This is a genomic window from Massilia sp. PAMC28688, assembly GCF_019443445.1.
GTDB lineage: Bacteria > Pseudomonadota > Gammaproteobacteria > Burkholderiales > Burkholderiaceae_D > Telluria_A.
Genome location: NZ_CP080378.1, coordinates 5,311,080 through 5,331,003, shown reverse-complemented (window position 1 = coordinate 5,331,003; position 19,924 = coordinate 5,311,080). Strand labels below are relative to the sequence as shown.

Here is a 19,924-nt window from a genome sequence, read left to right as displayed (position 1 = left end):
GCAGCCGAGCGATAAATGCGCCAGAGAATTCGGCCAGTATGTTTCAAATACTATAATATTGCATAAATTGAACCCGTTAAGCTTTTTTCGCGCAGGAACACTAAAGACACATCATGGCATTCACGGCATCCGACATCCTGCAGGCACTGGTCCCGCAATTCTCGCAGGCGACGCGCATCCTGCACCTGACCACCCCGCTGGGGCGCGATGCCCTGCTGGCCGAATGCGTGCGCGGAGAAGAGGGCATTGGTCAGGGATTCGAGTTCACCATCAGCGCCTTGTCCACCGATGCCGGCATCAAGCTCGGCTCGCTGCTCGGCCAGCCCGCGCTGCTGGAGCTGATGACCGCCCACAGCCGTGATGACCTGCGCCCCTTCCATGGCTACCTCACTGCTGTCGAGCACTGTGGGGCCAACGGCGGCCTCGCGCGCTATTCGCTGACGCTGTCGCCGTTTACCAGTTTCCTGAAACTGGGCCGCGACAGCCGCGTGTTCCAGGACGTGACGGTGTTCGACATCATCGACGCGATCCTGCGCGAGTACGAAGGCAAGGGGCGCCTGGCGCCGTCCTGGCGCTTCGATATCGCCGACCGAGCGGTGTATCCCGTGCGCAGCCTCGTTACGCAGTACCAGGAAAGCAATTTCGATTTCATCGCCCGACTGATGGCAGAAGAGGGGCTGTTCTACTGGTTCGAGCATGAAGGCGCTGCCGACAGCGACTCGCTGGGCCGCCACACCATGGTCATCGCTGACCATGACGCCAGCTTTCAGCCCAACGTGCAGGCACAGATCCGCTACACGCAGTCGGGCGCCGTGATGAAGGAGGATGGCCTTGACCGCTGGCGCACCGAGTTCCGCCAGCAGACCAACGCGCTGGCCCTGCGCAGCTGGGATTACCGGGCGCTCGATCATCGGCCCGTCAACGCAGCCGAGAGTAACGTCAGCGCGGCCATGCTGACCGCGTCCGACAGTTTGGCACCGTACGCGTACGAATCGCGCCAGCAAGGCCAGCGCCTTGCCGACCATCTGTTGCAAGGCTTGAACGCCCGCAAGGAAGTGCACATTGCCGCCGGCACCGTGCGCACGCTCGCGCCCGGCACCACCTTTACCCTGCAGGGACAGGCCAGCTTTGATCTGACTGACAATGATGATGCGCGCAGCTTCCTCGTGACCCGTGTGGTGCATCTGATGCACAACAACCTGAGCGCCGACATGAAGGCTGAAATCGTCGACCGGCTCAAGACCGGCGCTCTCGAAGCGCTGATCGAGCAGGAAGAAAACGCCAGCCTGCACCGGGTCGGCACGAACATCGGTGAGCGTCCCTTGTATCGCAACCGTATTGACGCCATCCGCGCCAGTGTGCCGTATCGCACTTGTGCCTTTGACGACCAGGGCCAGCCGCTGTTCCAGCGCCCTGTCGTGGGCGGCCAGCAGACCGCCATTGTGGTCGGTCCCGCTGGCAGCGTGATCCATACCGATCGCGATCACCGCGTGAAGGTGCAGTTCCACTGGCAGCGCGGCGCACAAAGCCACAGCCGCCTCGATCATCCGGACTCGTCGAATCATTCAGGCGCACCGGCGGACGATACCGCCGGCACGTGGGTACGGGTGGCAACGCCGCTGGCCCCGGTGGCCGGCAGCAACTGGGGCAGTCACGCCCTCCCGCGGGTCGGCCAGGAAGTACTGGTCGATTTCCTCGAAGGCGACATCGATCGCCCAGTCGTCATCGGCACGCTCTACAACGGTAGCGGCGAACAGGATGCCCAGCACAACCAGGTGGCGCAGGGCGCGGGGCTTAGCACCGGCAACGCGCCGTCGTGGTTCCCGGGCGAGAGCCAAGGCCACGCGCATCCTGCGGTTCTGTCGGGCATCAAGACGCAGGCGATGGCGACCAGCCAGACCGGCGCCGGTGCCTACAACCAGCTGGTCATGGACGACAGTCCCGGCCAGTCGCGCATGTCCTTGCAGCGTCACGCATCGGCGCACAAGGGCAACGATGAACTGAACCTAGGCCATCTGCGTCACCAGACCGACAACCAGCGGCTTGCGGCCGCGGGCTTCGGCGCCGAGCTCAAGACGGAGGCGAGCGCTGCGCTTCGCGCCGGCAAGGGCATGCTGATCACCACCAATGCCCGCCCCAACGCCAGCGGCACCCAGCTTGATTCGCGCGAAGCGGTGGCACAGAACAAGAGCAGTCTCGAGCTGCAGACCAGCATGGCCACCACAGCGCAAAATCATAATGCGAAACTCAAGGGTGAGGCGGAGCCGGACAAGCTGCCCGCCCTGGGCCGCCTCGGCGACACCATCAAGGTGCTGGAAAACGAGATCGAGGCAGGCGAGGGGAACAGCAAGGTTGGCGGTGATGGCGCGGCTACGGGATATGGCGCGCCGCATCTGCAGCTGTCGGCGCCCGCAGGCATCGTCGCCGCAACGCCTGCCAGTGCCGTCATTTCCGCCGCGCGCACCACCAGCATCACGGCCGGCGAAGACATCAATGTGCTCTCGCAGGCGAATGCGCACTGCGTGGTCAAGGATGGTATCAGCCTGTTCACCTACGGCAAGGCGAGCCGCGCCGACAAGCCCAATCAGGAAGTGGGCATCAAGCTGCACGCGGCCAGTGGCAAGGTCAGCCTGCACGCCAACTCCGCTGCCACCAAGCTCACCGCAGACAAGGCCGTTGAGGTGGTGAGCGTGACCAAGTCGGTCAGGGTCGCTGCCAAGCAGCACGTGCTGATGACGGCACAGGGCGCCTACCTGAAGCTAGAAGGCGGCAACATCATGCTGCATGGCCCGGGCAAGATCGAATTCAAAGCCAGCAAGAAGGAACTGACCGGCCCGGCCGACGGCACCATGGGTGCGCCAGAGATGCCGAAGGCACAGCCACTATACGACGAGCAGTTTGTGATCAAGGACGAGCACAGCGGCACGCCAATGCCGTTCACTGCCTACCGCATCGTCACCGGTGACGGCAAGGAATACCGCGGCATTACGGACGAACATGGCCAAACTGCGCGTATCTTCAAGAACAAGGCCGATTCGATCGAGCTGTTTTTTGACTAAGGACGCAGCCCTGAAAGACGATGTCGGCCGGGCTGTTCCTATTTCATTTTTCTCACAATGATTCCGCATGTCCGGCCCACGGCCATTCCAACCTTGCCCCGTTCGCTGTCCCTGCGTCAACGCCTGTCGATGTGCGGGGAAGGCTGGCTGGCGGTTGTCATCCCCTTTGTAGTTGGGCTGGGTCTGTCGTTGGCTTTCATGGCCGGCGCCGATTTCACCGAATGGGAATTCCGGGACGACGATCCGGCCGCGATGGGTCAACTCGTGGAGCTGAATTTAGTGCGGCGTAAAACACGCTACTACTATGAGCTCAAGTACCGTTACGTGGTCGATGGCGTGTTGTATGAGAACGTCGCCGTTACCAAGACGCAGGCGGAAGAACCCGATCCCGCCACGCCGCTGCGCGTGCAATACGTGCCAGGGCATCCAGAGTGGTCGCGCATTCCTGGCTTGAGAAAAACGCATATCCCGAACTGGTTGTGGCTGGTGGGCTTATTCCCGATACTGATCGGTGTCGTCGCTGCCGTGTTCTACGTCCGTGCTGTGCTTGCCAGCTGGCGCGTGGTTCGCTATGGCATCGTCACCAAAGCGCGTTCCTCACGCCGGCCATTGCCCGGGCTGGGCAGGCGTGGGAAACCCCTGTCGCAGGTGATCCTGACGTTTCAGGCCTTCGATGGACAGGAATACGAGCTTCATCTGGGGCCAGTCGGCAACTTCAATCAGGGCGAGTCGACCCGTGTCGTGTATCTGGCCCATGCGCCATCGACCGTGCAGCGCTACGACAGTTTGCCCAAGCCGGTGAAAACGCTGCTGTCAGCGCAGCCAGCCTGACAGGGTGGTGCAAGCCTGGTTTGTCGAATGTGCCCGACATCCAGCGCAAGCAGCTATTCTTCAGTCACGAAGATGGCGACACCGGTACCAGTCTTCTGCGTGATCGCAATTCCTGTACCCAAGCCGAACCCGCCGCCGCCCGTCCCGACGCCGACACTGCCGCCATACTGCTCGCCCGTACCACGCAGCAGCACGCCGTTCGCACCGACCTTGCCCGCCTCCTCCTTGAGTCGGTTGATGACAGCATCCATCTTCGCTTGGTCAGTAAAAGCCATCGACAATTGGCTGCTCGACTGCAATAGAGCCACTTCCTCAAACTTTTTCGGCGGGGTTACGTAGAGCTTCACCTGAGACGCCGCAATAGGCGGGCGAACCTTTCCGACGACAACTGCGGAAGAGGCACATCCGCCAAGGGTCAGGGCCAGGGCAACCATCGAAAATGCACGTTTCATTGTCAGCAATCCTTTCATTCGGCGAGATAGCGGGCCATTGCTTGCCTTGCGCCGCTTTAGCATTTGTCATTTTGCAGATTACATCATTAACGCGCCAGTTGCTGTGATGTCACGGTCGCGTGTACGGTGAGAAAGTACATTGACAGCTCACAGCTAGCCCTACCAGCAAATTTCTCTTTTTGAGCGCAACTGGGCAAGCCGCCAAGGTCCCCGAACATGAGTAACAAAGCATTAGCAGCGGCCGCGTCATCGTCTGTCATCCAATAGTTGTAAATATCATACAAAAGATTGCTTTCCTCGCAAAATAGATTGCTGGAAATATTTCCTCGTTGATACAATTGCCGCATTACGTTGTTCTTTTGAATAGGCTCGGCGTTTTTGCCACTGTTCCGACGACAACAAAACCCCTGTTGTCCCGGAGTGTCTGTGCAAAAATTTCAACGCATAGTGACGCGCTGCGTCCTGTTTTTCGCCATCTCGCTGTCGGTCCTGTTTGCCGCGCGGGCGCAAAGTCCAGAAATCGCACGCGGCCTGGCGTGGCTTGCGGCCCAGGTTCAAGCTGACGGTGAGGTGCAAGGCGCCGACCAGTCGATTGCGACCAAGCAGCAGAACCGCGCCGAAGTGCGGCAGACGCTCAAGCTGCTCGCCGCTGCGCCTCCGAGCCTGGGCAACGCCATGCTTGCCGACCCCGAGAACAACACCGAATACCTGGCGCGCAAGATTATCGCCCTGGCCGGTTCGGGTAACGCCATCACAGTCCACATCGATCTGCTTATCGAACGCCAAAACAGCGATGGTGGCTTCGGTGGCGCACCCGGCTATGCCAGCAATGCGCTTGACACAGCCTGGGCAGTATTGGCCCTGACAGAGGCTCGTATGGGCGCTGCCGCCAGCGCTACCTCGGCGCGCGCGTGGCTGCTGACCCAGCTCGATGCCGACGGCGCAATCACTGGCCGCAGCGATGCGGACCGGGTCCAGAACAGCGCCATGGCGCTACTGGCCTTGCAAACCGCCGCCGACAGCGCCAGCATCAACGCGGTGCGCTCGCTCAGCTCCTGGCTGCTGCGTCAGCAGGGGGCCGATGGCGGCTGGCAGGAAGACACCTATCTTTCAGCGCTGTCGCTGGCGGCCGTTTCCCCCGTTACCGCAGATGCGGCCGTGCGCACGGCCGGCCGCAATTTCCTGCTCGCGCGCCAGGCTGCCGATGGCAGCTGGGACAAGGATCCCTATTTGACCGCGCTGGTGCTGCGGGCCATCTCCGGCCAGCAGTCACTGCCGCCCACCGGCGGCGGCGTGGTGCAGGGCCGCGTCATTGATCAGGGCAGTGGCCTGCCGCTCGCCGGCGTCACCATCACCCTCTCCGGCGCCGAAAGCCGTACCGTCAACAGCGACGTGCAGGGTACGTTTTCCGTCCCCAACCTGACCGCGGGCAGCTATCGCATCACCTATGCGCGCACCGGCTACACCGGTGCCATCGCCTCGGCCAGCATCGTCCTCGGGCAAACCCTCGATGCGGGCACCGTCGGCCTGACCCAGCTCACCACCGCCGGCATCGTGCGCGGCCAGGTGACCGTTGGGGCCAGCGGTGCTCCACTGGCTGGCGTGACCATCACCGTTGACGGCGTGCCGCCGATCACCGCTGTCAGTGACGCCGCCGGCCGCTACGAGCTGGTGGGCGTGACGCCGGGTACCGTGTCGGTCAGTGCCAGCGCCTCCGGTTATCAGACCGTATCGGGCAGCGCGGTGATCGCCGCCGGCCAGGCGCTGAGCTTTTCGCCAGCCCTGTATCCAGCTTCCGAAACGCCATCGGGCACCGTGCGCTATCAGGGCCAGGTGGTCGCTGCCGGTACTGTCGCGCCACTGGCTGGCGTCAGCGTCGAACTGTCCGACGGCACCTCGGTTTTCAATACCAGCAGCGACGGCAATGGCCAGTTCTCGATCACGCTCAATCCCGGCAGCTACAGCGCCGCCTTCTCGCTGGCCGGCTACAACGGCGTGACCCAGCGCTTCGTCGGCCCCGCAGGCAGCATCATGAACGCCGGCGTGGTGAGCATGACTCAGCAGCGCACCAGCAGTGCCGTCAAGGGGCGCGTCATCAATGCCAGCGGCGAGGGCATTGCCGGGGCCAGCGTCCAGCTGACGGGCACCGCTGCCATCGCCACCACGGCGGCCGACGGCAGCTACCGGATCGAGAACCTGAGCGGCTTGACGTTTGCGCTGCGCGCCAGTGCCAGTGGCTACAACTCGCAGGCCGTGACGCTCCAGGCGTCGGGTCCGACCGAGCTGCTGCAGGACTTCACGCTCGCCTCGCAAGGCGTGGGCCAGTTCACCATTGGTACGCTCGACGTGACGCCGGCGAGCGTGGGCAGCGCCAGCGACATTACGGTCAATACCAGTATTGCCAACGCGGGCGACGCCAGTGCCACTGCCGTCATCCAGCTGCAGGTGCGTGACCAGAATCAGAAAGTGATCGGTACCGGTACGGCATTTGATACCGAGGGCAATCTGATTGGCCAGACCACGCTGGCGGCCGGGGCCCAGCAGGTCGTGCGCCTGGTGTGGAACTCGGCCCAGCACCCGCCCGGCAGCTACAGCCTGCATGTACGTTTGCTGGAAGCTGGCAGCCTGCAGCAAGCTACTCCGCAAGGCGTGCTCCTGATAGAACGCGTGGGCGCGGTGGCCGTCACCGGCAAGTCCGCTTTCGGCGGCACCATCACGGCCAATCCACCTGTGCTGCAGTCTGGCACCAGCACGCCGGTCAAGCTGTCGGCCGTGGTGCAGAACAAGGGCAACCAGCCGATTGCGGCCCAGTCGTACATTCTGTCGGTGATCGACGTGGCCGACGCCAGCGTGGTTCATACCGAACAGGCAGCAGGTGGGGCGCTTGCCGTGAGCGCCCTGGAGACGCTGGCGTTCTCGGACTGGACCCCGGCCAAGGGGGGTAACTACCGGCTCGAGCTGAGCGCGGCCGACCCTGCGCTTGGCAAGCTGACGTCGACCCTGTACGTTGGCAATGCGGTCACCGCCAAGTACACCGCCAGCAAGGTGGTGGTGCCGGCCGGTACCCAGTCGGTACGTGGCACCATCAAGCTCAATGGCGCCGACATCGTCAATGGCACCCTGTCCGATCCGCTGGCGCCCCTGGTCAAGGCGGCAATTCAAAAATCGGTCACTTACAACGACCGCGAAGCGGTGAACTGGACGGTCCGACAGGGCAATTGCATCGGCTGCCATATCCAGACCCAGGCACTGGTGGGCGGCGAAACCAATCGCCTGCATGCCACCTTCAATCCAGCCGAGCGCAGCGCGCTGTACAACCTCGTCAAGAGCCGCCAGCAGGCAAGCGGCGCGTTCTTCGACAGCCATCCAGGCTATGCGGGGACCTCCAGCATGCTGGCCATGTGGTCGCTCGATGCCTGGACCGACAAGGCCGCGAGCATTACCGCAATTAACAAGGGCGCCGACTACCTCGCGACCATCCAGCAATCGAACGGCAGCTGGCCGGTGGCGCACCCATGGCTGGGCGGCTATACGCACCCCGTGGATCACACCGCTCTTAATCTGAAGAGCCTGGTCGGCCTGCATGCAGCCCTGACCCAGGTACCTGCTGCCGCGCTCAAAGCCTATCCCGTTACCCCTTATCTGCCCGAGCAGCAGTTCCGAAGCCGCGGCAACATCGCCACCGATCAGGCCGGCAATTTCTACGTGTCCATGATGGGGCAGGGCAAGGTCCAGCAGTACAAGCCCGACGGCAGCCTCGGCGAAAGCTGGACTGGCCTGAGCGACCCGCGCGGTCTGCTGGAGGCGCGCAGCGGCGGCGGTATGCTCGTGTGCACCACCAGCGGCGTCTTCCGCCTAAGCACGGGCAATGTCTCGACCAAGCTCAACAGCCGTGGCTCGCTCGAAATGCTGGCCTATGCGCCCGATGGCACCTTGTATGCGAACGACTATGCTGGCAACAACATCACGCGTCTGGATGCCTCGTTCGTGCCCGAAGTGTGGCTCCACAACCCGGTCTTCCAGAATCCGGACCGCATCCTGTTCTCGCCAAGCGGCGAGCTGCTGGTGCTGTCGTACTATGCACGCAAGGTTTTCCGCGTCAAGGAGGACCGCACTGTGGATATCGTCATCACCGACACCGTATTCGACGGCTATCCGCGCGACCTGTTTGCCTATGACGGCGGCTGGATGCTGGGCACCACCAGCGGCACCTGGCGCATCAATGACAAGTGGAAGGGCGACACGCTGCTGCGCGAACGCGCAGACAAGCTCAACACCAACGTCGGCACCGGCCACGTGGTGCTGGCCGACGGCCGGATCATCTCGGTCAACTACAACGCGATCGGCATGCGGCAAATGCAGGCGCAGGAACTTGACGTGGCTGCGCGCCGTACCAAGCTGGCCGACATGATCGACAAGGCGACGGTGTACATGCAGAACCAGAGCCTGACCAGCAGCGACACGCTGGTGCAGGCCCACCAGCTGATGGGCCTGGGTGAGTCGGCACGCTTCTACGCCAACGACACCGAGCGCCGCACCGCGCTGGAAACGAAAATGAAAGCCATCGCCGCGACCTTGCGCCAGCGGCAGCGGGCCGACGGCAGCTGGGGCGTGACCGCCAACCACACGGGCGACTCGTTCGTTACCGCTCACGTCGGCTATGCCCTCGATTACCTCAATCCCTCGCCGAGCGACCCTTATATCCGCAGCGCGGTGCAGTGGCTGCTGGCACGCCAGCAGGCGGACGGATCATGGACCAGCGAAAATGGGCTGTTCGGCACCCGCCTGGCAGCGACGACCTGGGTGTCGATCTGGCTGCCCGTGATATTGAACCGCCTGGGTGGCATCGACACCGACCTGAGCGTGACCTTCCCGGCCAACGTCAAGATGAGCAATCCTGATCTGGTGCCGACCGCGACCGCAGCCAATCCCGACGGTTCGTCCACCTACCAGTGGCAGCTGACCGGTGTGACCAGCGCTGACCGTTCGCTCAGCTACGACCTGAGCCTGATCGACATGCAGCTCGGCGAAACGCGCGCCGTCTCGACCGACGCCCATATGACGTTCAAGAATTCGTTCACGGGCGGTATGGTGAATGCGCCGATCGATGTGCCGAGCGTCAAGGCATCGAGCTTCCTGGACCTGGGTGTCACGACCGACAAGCCGGCCTACCCGGCGCACACCATGGTCGACATCACCGGCCAGGTCACCAATAGCGGCGGTACCCTGACGGCAGGGCGCGTGACGCTCGGCGTGTATGCGCCAGACCGTACCCTGATCACGATGCTGGCCGAGGAACCGTTCAATGGCTTGGCGAGCGGCGCCAGCGTCAGGCTCGACGCCTACTGGAACACCGGTGCCTATCCGGAGCGCCCTGGCTACATCGTGCTGGCCACGCTGCTCGACGAGCAGGGCCGCCAGATCGGCACCGCCCAGACCCAGTTCGCGATCCTTGGCGCGGCGGCCGGCACCCCGGTTGCCACCGCCACCCTGGCTGCCGACAAGCTGGTCTACCAGCCGTTCGCCACCGTGCAGCTGAAGGAACGCCTGAGCAATATCGCCCAGAACAGCGATATCAATAACGCCAGCGTGACGACCACGGTGCGCAATCCTGCCGGCGACGTTGTGCTGAGCAGGACCGAGAAGCTGGCGCAGCTGGCCCAGGGCCAGTCGCGCGACTACGGCTACAGCTTGCCGCTGCGTCCCGGCATGGCAGGCAATTACATGGCTGCGCTGTCGTTCACCGGCGCCGATGGCAAGGTCCTGGCGGCCGCCAGCACGCAGTTTGCGGTCGCATCGAGCGATGCCAGCGGCGTGGGCCTGAGCGGCGCCCTGGGCCTGAGCACCAAGCAGCTCCAGCTGGGCGCTTCGCTGGCCATGGCAGCGAGCGCCACCAACAGCGGCAACGCCGCGCTGGCCGACCTGCCGCTGTCGATTCGCATCATTGACATGGCGAGCAAGCAGGTGGTGGCCGAGCTGAACGAGGTGCAGACCGTGGCCACCGGCGCGCGCCATGAATTTGGCCGCAACTGGATCGGAGCCGGTACTGTCGGATCCCGCTTCACCGCGGCGCTGTCCGCCACCGTTGCCGGCAAGCCACTGCTGCTGGCCCAGGATGATTTCATGCTGGTCGACCAGGCCGTCAAGCTCGATATCAAGCAGGCCTTTGCCAGCGGCAGCCGGATTCTGGTACTGGTGTCGTGCAACGATGGTGAGCATGATGCTGTTGGCCCCAACGGCCAGCCGCCCGTGTGCGAAACCCAGCGCTCGCGCACCATTGATGAAGCGCTGACCACGCTCGGCATGGCACACACCATCGTCACCAGCGAGGAAGCGTTCAGGCGTGAACTGCGCAGTGGCCTGTACAACACCTACTGGATCTCGGGCAAGCAGGACAAGCTGCACGACGACCTGCCGGTGGAAGTGCGTGAAGCGGTCTTCAGCGGCGATGGCCTGATCCTTGACGGCGTGCATGATTCGCGCAACAAGGTGCTCAACACCGTCGTCGGCGTCAAGTACCAGGGCAAGATCGGCGAAACCGATCTGCCGGTCGAGCTGACCGGTCCGTGGTACACCTCGCAGCGCCTTAACACTGTAGGCCGCGCGCAGAAGCCCGAACTGGTCGACAGCAGGCTGCAGGCCGTGTTTGACGGCCGCCATCCGCAAGCGGGCGGTGTGGCCATTGCCAGCAATGCCTACGGCAGTGGCCAGGCGGTGCTGTTCGCTTTTGACCTGGCGCGCAGCCTGGAAGCGCACGATCAATGGCTGCCGGTGCTCGGTACCACGCTCAGGGCCGTCCTGCCGGGCCAGTCGCAGGTTGTGACCCCGGGCGGCATGGTTCGCCTGCGTACCAGCATTGGCAACCTGGCCGGCGCCACCGATCTGGCAGTCGACAGCAGCCTGCCGGCCGGTGCCGCGTACCTGAACGCCAGCGCCCCTGGCAGCTACGATGCCAACAGCCACAGTGCACAGTGGCGCTTCACGCTGGGCAAGGATCAGAACACCGACCTGTATCTGTCGCTGCGGGCCCCGGCCACCGCCGGCGCCCATGCCATCGACACGGTGGTCAGCTCCGTGGTCAATGGCGTGGCGACTAAATATGGACCGACGCTGACCCAGGGTTTCACCGTGAAGCCTGCCAGCCAGACGGCAGTGAACGTCAAGACGGCCATTGGCGCCCTGGTGATCGCCCGCACGCCGGATCGCCGGGTGCGTGACCGCGCACTGGCGCAGTTCGACGCTGCCATGCTCGCCTTTAATCGCAACACGGCGAGCGGTTACGACACGGCCATCCAGGGTCTGCTGCAGGTCACCGACATGCTCGAGAGCCTGTCAGCGGTCGATACGACGGCGGCGCGTCTGGACATTGACCGCATCCTGCGCGAAGCGCAATGGCGCTGGAGCGCCGCGCAGTAATACCGAAGCCGGCCGGGGCGAAAAAGCACATTTCACCCTGGCCGCTTACACAAACCAGCACCCCGAATCACACATTGGACCATTCCATGTTTTTCAATCACACCCTGCAGCGCGCCGTATCTTCCGTCCTGATCGCCACCCTCGTCGCCGGCACGCTGTCGCCAACGGCCGCCATGGCCCAGACCCGTGCGCCGGCCATGGTCGGCGATGCGCCGCTGGTGCCGCTGCAGGCACCGGCCGCACGCAGCCTGCCGGTAATCGATGCCAACGGCATCCCGACCGGCAAAGGCGCGAAACGCGTGCTTCACGCCACGCCGGCCGCAGCTGCAGCGCGCATCAAGCCAGCGACCTATGGCGAGGCCATCGGCGACCTGCACGAAATGGCGCGCAAGGCGCAGGCCGGACTGCGCGGCGGCAAGGGCGACGCGCTGGCCATGGCCAAAGCCCTGCGCGTGCAGTACGCTGCAGTGCTCAAGCAGGAAGGTGACATGGCCGCAGGCTTTGCCGCCACCGCCGCCCACCTGCGCGCCAACGGCGTGCCGGAAGAAATCATCCAGCGCAATAGCGCCGCATCGAACCAGTTCAGCGAACGCAGCGCAAGTCTCAGGCAGGTGATGGCTGCGCTCGACGCAGCGGCGGCCGGCAAGGGAGCCACGCGCGACGCGCTGGTCAAGCTGGCCAAATGGCTCGACCAGTATCCAAGCGTGTCTGGCCAGCAGACGCATGGCAAGGAGCAGCTGCCCTGGGGGCAGGGACACAAGACTGCGCCCAAGGTGGCGCAGACCGAGCGTGAGCACGAAGCGCGCTTCCCGCGCTCGATCCAGCTCGCCTCAAGTGGCACCCTCTCCGGCATTGAGCTGCCGGACGCCATTTTGCCGGACGCGGTGCAGCCGGCCGACCTGGCCGCAACCGCAGACGCGCCGGCCACACCGGAGATCGTGGCCCTGGCGGCCAGCCTGGGCAACAACCCGGTCGCGATCAACAACTGGGTGCGCAACCAGATCCGCTTTGCGCCCGGCTTTGGCGCCATGCAGGGCGCGGCCGCGACGCTCAAGGCGCGCCGTGGTAACGATGTCGATACCGCCAGTTTGCTGGTGGCGCTGCTGCGCGCCGCGAAAATCCCTGCCCGCTACGCATACGGCACCATCGAAGTGCCAGCGGCACGGGCCCAGAACTGGCTGGGCGTGGACAGCGCCAGTGCAGCGCTGGCGCTGCTGACCCAGGCCGGCATCCCGAACCGCAGCAGCGGCGGCGCGATCCAGATGGAACACGTGTGGGTGGAAGCGTTCGTGGACTACTCGCCCAGCCGCGGCGCCGTCAACCGCGCGGCCCGCACCTGGGTGTCGCTGGACGCGAGCTTCAAGCAGATGAAGCAGCAGACGGGCATCGACCTGCGCGGCGCCGTCAGCCTGAACGAAGCGGGCCTGTTCGACTCGGCCAGACAGGGCGCGGTCTGCACCCCCGATTATGCGCGCAACCTGAACCTGGTCAATCTGCAGCAAGGCTATACCGCCTACAAGAGCCAGCTCGACACCTTCCTGGCGCAGCAGGGCGCCGACCTGACCGTCGGCCAGGTCCTGGGCAGCTCTGCCATCGCCGCGGAAAACTACAGCATCCTCATGGGCTCGTTGCCGTACAAGGTAGTGGTCACGGGGGCCGTGGCCAACGTCATGCCCGACACGCTGCGCTGGAAGTTCAAGCTGAACCTGTACGCCAACAGCGCCGAGCAGGGCCAGGAAAACAGCGTCGCTGCATTTCAAGCCGATCTGTCGGCCGTTGCAGACAAACGTCTGACATTGAGCTTTGTGCCTGCCACCGAGGCTGACGCGCGCACGCTGGCACTGTACCTGCCGCAAGAGCATGCCGACGACAGCCCTGTGCAGGCATCCGAATTCGCACCGCAAATTCCCGGTTACCTGATTCGCGTGAAGGCTGAAATCCGCCTTGACGGCGCGCTCGTGTCGAGCGGTGGCAGCTTTGTACTGGGCAGTGAACTGGTCGCTGAAAGCGGCGCCTTTGATCCCTCTGCCGGTAACTGGACCAGCGCTACCTTCCTCGCGCACGCCGGCGACTATCACGCGGTGGCGGTCAACGCCCAGGGAATCGGCGCCGGCCATCTGAACGCCATGAAGGCGAGAATGAATTCGCTGCATGCCAAGCTGTCGGCCGGCCAGACCGCGTCTCTCAGCCGCGACGATGTCGCCGGTGAACTGCTGTATCAAAGCGCACTTGGCTACTTTGCCACGGCCGACGCCAACAGCGCCGTGTTCCAGCGCGCCGCCGGCGTGCTCGAACAGCGCCTGCCATCGTTTGGCCGGGCGGTGGCCCAGGTTCAGCCCGAAATGGTGCTCGGCATCGTCAACAACGTCAGCTTCCCTGGCGTGGCGCTTGATATCGACCGCGCCAGCAGCGCGGTGGTGTCGCTCGACGACGGCATGGATAGCAGCGCCTATCTGCGCCAGGCCAACGAACGCAATGCAGCTTACTCGCATCAAGTGCTGGCGCACCTGTTTACCAGCGCCAGCCAGCCCGGCATGGCCGTCTCGCCCGTGCGGTCGCTGGCAGCGGCCGCCGCAGCAGGCCAGACCATTTATGCTGTCACGCGCAGCAATGGCACGGCGGTGCTGCCACAGCTGACATTGTCGGCCAGCGCTGCGCTGGACCTGGAAAGTGACGTCGCACGCGGCCTGCGCGCGCTGGTGGCAAAGACGCCGCTCACATTGGGCGGCTGGACCGGGCAGGGCATCGCCACGGAAGACCTGGTATCGGGCGCGGGCAGCTATCGCCTGAGCGGTGACGCGGGCAATGCCACTGCGGCGCTGTACCCGGCCGCCGGGATGGGCTGGCTGGCGCTGGCCTCGCCCAGACTGTCGGCTGCCACCCTGGCACCGGTTGCGCAGGCAGGGCAGTCCATGGACGCCATCCTGGCCGCGATGCTCGACGAAACGGCCAGCACCACGCGCTGGAGCTTCTTCCCCGGACAGGCCGAGACGGTCAATGGCCTGTTCCTGGCCCGTCTGGCGCAAGCCCAGGACGGCCAGCCATGCGACAGCGTGGCCGTGATCATGGCCGCCGACCTGACCGCGGCTGCCGGTTTTGACCAGGGTGGCGTATCGGGCGCGCCGGTCATTACCAGCGCACCGGTCATCGCTGCCGGCGCCGGCCAGGGTTACGCCTACCCCGTCATCGCCAGCGATCCGCAGGGCGCCACCCTGGCCTACAGCCTGATTGGGGCGCCGACCGGCATGACCATCAGCGACAGCGGTGTGGTCTCCTGGCTCAAGCCCGTCAGCGGCAGCTATAGCGTGACGGTGCGTGCCGATAACGGCAGGGCGTATGCCGAGCAGCGTTACCAGCTGACGGTGAGCGCCGAGGCGCTGGAACTAACTGCGAGCCTGGTCGTGACACCGGCAGTCGTCAATCTCGGCGAAAGTGTCAGCATTTCTGTCGTGGCCAATGGTGGCAGCGGCGCGCGCACGATCGTGCTGAACGTGGACGGCCAGCCAGTGGTGCTCGACGCTTCGGGCCAGGCGTCGGTCGTGGCCAGCACGGGGGGCGCCCATCACATCACCCTGAGCGTCAAGGATGCGGTTCGTACCATCACCCGCACTGGTACCTTCAGCGTACGCGACCTTGCCGACAGCACCAATCCGGTCGCGCTGATCACTTCCCCGGAAGACGACGCCGAACTGACGGCGACGGTAGATGTGCTCGGCACTGCAACGGCCGCCAACTTTGCGTACTACCAGCTGCTGCTGCGCCCTGCGGGCAGCACGGCATGGAGCGAAATCGCGCGCGGCACGTCGAGCGTCAACGGCGGCGTTCTCGGCAAGCTTGATCCGACCCAGCTGGCTAACGGTATCTATGAACTTGTATTGATGGTCACCGACGTCAATGGCAACCGCCAGTCGAGCTTTCGCACGGTCGATATCTATCGCGACCTGAAGGTCGGCCAGTTTGCCATGACGTTTGAAGACCTGAATGTGGAAGCGTCCGGCATTCCCATTCGTGTCACGCGTACCTACGACACCCGCACCAAGGAACAAAACCTCGATTTCGGCTTTGGCTGGACTGTGGATTACCAGAGCGTTCAGGTGCGCAAGAACATGGTGCTCGGCCTGGACTGGCAAATTCAGCAGCGCCAGTTCCTCTTGTGCGTGGTCCCGGCTGGCAAGCGCAAAATCAATATCACAATGCCTGATGGCAAAGTGGACCGTTTCGTAGCCGCCAATTCGCAGGAGTGCGCATTTGCCTCGGTGCCTCCGGTCGACATCAAGTTCACAGCATTGCCCGGTACCACGAGCAAGCTCGAGATTGTCAATGTCCCGTTCGTCGACGCGCGTGGCGGCTATCTGTACGACATGGATAACCTCGAGCCGTGGAATCCCAAGCAATTCAAGCTGACCACGCAGGATAGCTATGTCTATTACCTTACCGATGGCATCGGCATTACGCGGGTGGTGGATCCATCGGGAAACTCCCTGAGCTACGGCGCCAATGGCATTGTCCACAGCAATGGGCAGTCTGTTGCCTTCGCGCGCGACGTCGCCGGCCGCATCACCGCCATCACCGATCCCGCCGGCAAGCAGATCAAGTATGCGTACAGCGCCGCCGGTGACCTCATCAGCGTGACCGATCGTACCCTGGCCGTTTCCAGGTTCAACTACAACCGCGGCCACGGGCTGACCGACTACACCGACCCGACGGGCACCCTGGCCGCGCGCTATGTCTACGATGACGAAGGCCGCCTGGTGGCGATGTACGACGCTGAAGGCAAGGCGATCGAAATGACCCACGACACGGCCAACAGCAAGGAAATCATCAAGGATCGCCTGGGCAATGTGACCACCTACGCTTACGACCAGTCGGGCAACATCACCGAGAAGATTGACGCGCTCAACAACAAGACGACGTATGTCTATGACGCGGTGGGTAACCTGATTTCCACGGTCAACCCGGAGGGCAAGTCGGCCACGGCCACCTACCATCCGAAAATCGTCAAGCCCCTGACCGAAACCGATGAACTCGGCAACACGGTCACCTATAACTATGACGTGGAAGCCGGTGATCGCCTGAAATCGATCAGCGACGCGCGCAGCAACGTGACCATGCTCGGCTATGCCATGAACGGCAGCGTCAGCATCAGTGAACCGTTGGGCCGCAACAGTGCCGTCGGTGTGGACAGTGCTGGCCGCGCCACGTCGGTGAATCTGAATGGGCGCGTCACCACCTATACCTATGATACGCGCGGCAACAAGACCAGCGAGACCGATGCCGCCGGCCGCGTCATTCACTATGCTTACGATGCCAACGGAAGGCAAATCAGCCGGTCATGGACGCATGCCGTCAATGGTGTCAACCAGACAGTCACGGTCAAGCTCACGCTGGACGCCGAAGGCCGGATTCTGGAAGAGACCGATCCACTGGGCTTTGTCAGCAAGTTCACCTACAACGCCGGTGGCCAGGTCACCAGCAGTACCGATCCGCAGGGCCGTGTCACCACCTACGAGTACAACACGCGCGGCCGCCTGGCCAAGATGGTCTTCCCGGACGGCACCAGCGAACTGCTGAGCTACGATGCGGAAAACAACCATACCGCACTCGTTGACCGCCAGGGTCGCACCACCCGCTTCGCGTACGACGCGCTGAACCGGCTGGTCACGACCACGCGGCCTGACGGCACCGTGACCGGCCGCGAATATGATGCTGTCGGTCGCATCAGTGCCGATATCGATGCCAGGGGCAAGCGCACTACCTACGGCTACGACGCAGCCGGGCGGCTGCTGTCGGTGACCGATCCCCTGCAGAAGACCACGCGCTACACCTACGATGAAAACGGCAACCAGACCAGCGCCACCGATCCGAACAACCACGTCACGCTGTATAAGTACGACGCACTGAACCGGCTGGAGCTGACCACGGCGCCAGACGGGCGCACTGCGGCCATCGTCTGGAACATGGATGGCACCAAGAATTCGGAAACCGATTTCGGCGGCAACCGCCGTACCTATGGCTATGACGGCGCAGGACGCCTGGCCAAGGTGACAGAGACCAACGGTGCAAGCAACCAGGAAACCGTATACGGCTACGACCTGCAAGGCAATCGTATTTCGCAGCTGGACGCCGAGGGCCGCATCACCCGCTGGACCTATGATGCCAGCAACCGGGTCACCCGCCGCACCTTGCCTGATGACCGCTTTGAAAGCTTTGCGTACGATGCCGCAGGCCGTCTGGTGGCATGGGCGGACTTCGCCGGCCTGACCACGCGCTACGGGTATTCCAATGCCGGCAGGCTGAGCCAGGTGGTACGCCCGGATGGCGCCGCGATCGCCATCGCCACCACCCCGGCCGGCATGGTGGCAAGCCGGACGGTCACTGGCGGATCGCTACAGAATGGCAAAACGAGCTATACCTACGATGCGCACGACAGGCTGGTGCGCCAGCTCAATCCCGACGGCAGCTATCTGGCTTACAAGTACGACGCGGCCGGCAACATCGTCGAACGCAGTACGGCTGCCGGTACCGTCCGCTATGCCTACGACGCCGGCGGGCGCATGGAATCGGTCACCGCGATCGATGGCCGCGTCACCACCTACACCTACGACGACGCCGGCCGCCTGGTCGCCACCCTGATGCCCAATGGCGTCACGGCCCGCCAGCGCCACGGTGCCAACGGCCGCCTGCTGGAACTGGTGCACACCCGTGCCGATGGCAGTGTGGTCACTGGCGTGGTGCACAGCGTGCGCCCGGATGGCAAGCGCAGCGCGACGGTGGAACTCGATGCAGCGAGCACCTTCAGCAATGGTGTGGCCGGCAATCCCGCACGTTCGCTCGCCTATGTTCATGACGCTGCCGGCCGCCTGATCTCGGAACAGTCGACCGCCCGTGGCGGGGCCGGCGTGCGCAAGACCGAGTACGCCTATGACAAGGCTGGCAACCGGACGCTGAAAACCGTCACCACCGAGGCTGGGGTAAGCACGACCGCCTACGCGTACGACAACCGCGACCGCCTGAAAACGGAAACCGTCTCGCCGGTGGCCGGGCCGGCTTTCGAGATCGCCTATACATGGGATGACAATGGCAATCTGAAGAGCAAGTCGACCGGCAACAATGCCACTTTCTATCAGTGGGACAGCGATAACCGCCTGATCGAAGTCAAGCAGGGTGCCACTGAGCCCACCGCGGCCGTCGTCGTCAAGTATACCTACGACGCGCTTGGCAACCGGGTGGCAGCGCGCACGCCAGGCGAGGGCGGCACGACGGTCGTCACCAACTACCTGGTCGACGACACGTTCCCTTATGCCCAGGTGGTGCAGGAAGAAGTCGTCACGGGTTCGGCCAAGGCGCACACCCTGTATGTTCGCGGCCACCAGCTCATTTCCCAGAATCGCGCACAAGGCAGCAGCTACTACCACGCAGATGGCCAGGGAAGCGTCAACGCCCTGACCGACGCGGCCGGGAACACGACCGATACTTATGTGTACGATGCTTTCGGCAATATCGACAGCCGCACGGGCAGCACCGGCAATGCCCACCGTTACACCGGCGAAGCCTTCGATGACGCCACATCATTGCAGTACAATCGGGCGCGCTACTATGATCCTGCGCTGGGCCGCTTTGTGTCGCAGGACCGATTTGCCGGGCATCTGCAGCAGCCGGTCACGCTGCACAAGTATCTGTACGGTGATGCCGACCCGCTTGGCAACACGGATCCGAGCGGCGCCACCACGCTGCCGGAACTGTCTGCCAGCATGAATATCAGCGCGGCCCAGCGTACGATTACCGTCAATACGGGCAAAGCAGTCCTGCGCAATATTGGCTGCGAACTGGTCGGCGCGGCGGCGGAAGAGGGCGTCAAGTATGGTATTTATGTGCTGACCAACGGCGCGGGCCTGTACTATGTCGGCCAGTCCAACGACATCGCCAGGCGCATCACGGAGCACGCGCGCGACGAAGCGAAAAAAGGCTTCACGCTGCTTGCGAAAGTGGCTGTGCCTCTGCTGGGCGGTGGGCAGGCCGGCAAGGATATTCTGCGTATTGCAGAGCAGATGGTGATGGATGCAATTTCGGCAGAAGGTGACTTGATCAATCAAAAGCGCGCGGTCAGCCCGACTGGCCGCATGTTCAAGCCGCTGCAGGCGATCAAGGCACTGTGCAAATAATCAA

The 19,924-nt window shown here is 63.7% G+C and carries 5 protein-coding genes; 4 read left to right on the top strand and 1 reads right to left on the bottom strand.

Translation table 11 applies throughout. The annotated features are described in order from the left end of the window. Positions 1-113: 113 nt before the first annotated feature. Positions 114-3,059, top strand: a complete 2,946-nt coding sequence (locus tag KY495_RS23365) for a type VI secretion system Vgr family protein (protein ID WP_219881653.1) — start codon at positions 114-116, stop codon at positions 3,057-3,059. A gap of 93 nt (positions 3,060-3,152) precedes the next feature. Further along, positions 3,153-3,890 carry a hypothetical protein gene (locus KY495_RS23360; protein ID WP_219881652.1) on the top strand — a complete coding sequence of 246 codons (738 nt, stop codon included), beginning with the start codon at positions 3,153-3,155 and terminating at the stop codon, positions 3,888-3,890. A 53-nt stretch (positions 3,891-3,943) separates the two neighbouring features. Here the strand turns inward: KY495_RS23360 and KY495_RS23355 are convergent, their stop codons facing one another. After that, entirely contained in the window at positions 3,944-4,342 is a 399-nt protein-coding gene (locus KY495_RS23355) for a hypothetical protein (protein ID WP_219881651.1), read from the bottom strand. Positions 4,343-4,768: 426 nt separating this feature from the next. Here KY495_RS23355 and KY495_RS23350 point away from each other — a divergent pair, with 426 nt between their 5' ends. Continuing rightward, positions 4,769-11,758: a carboxypeptidase regulatory-like domain-containing protein gene (locus KY495_RS23350; protein ID WP_219881650.1), complete on the top strand. Its 6,990-nt coding sequence runs from the start codon at positions 4,769-4,771 to the stop codon at positions 11,756-11,758. 86 nt (positions 11,759-11,844) lie between these two features. Next, positions 11,845-19,920, top strand: coding sequence for an RHS repeat-associated core domain-containing protein (locus tag KY495_RS23345; protein ID WP_219881649.1), 8,076 nt, complete (start codon positions 11,845-11,847; stop codon positions 19,918-19,920). Positions 19,921-19,924: the final 4 nt, after the last annotated feature.

Bases quoted from the DNA above. Each gene is read 5' to 3' on its own strand.
- KY495_RS23355 (WP_219881651.1), bottom strand. From the start codon at position 4,342: ATGAAACGTGCATTTTCGATGGTTGCCCTGGCCCTGACCCTTGGCGGA.
- KY495_RS23345 (WP_219881649.1), top strand. From the start codon at position 11,845: ATGTTTTTCAATCACACCCTGCAGCGCGCCGTATCTTCCGTCCTGATC.
- KY495_RS23365 (WP_219881653.1), top strand. From the start codon at position 114: ATGGCATTCACGGCATCCGACATCCTGCAGGCACTGGTCCCGCAATTC.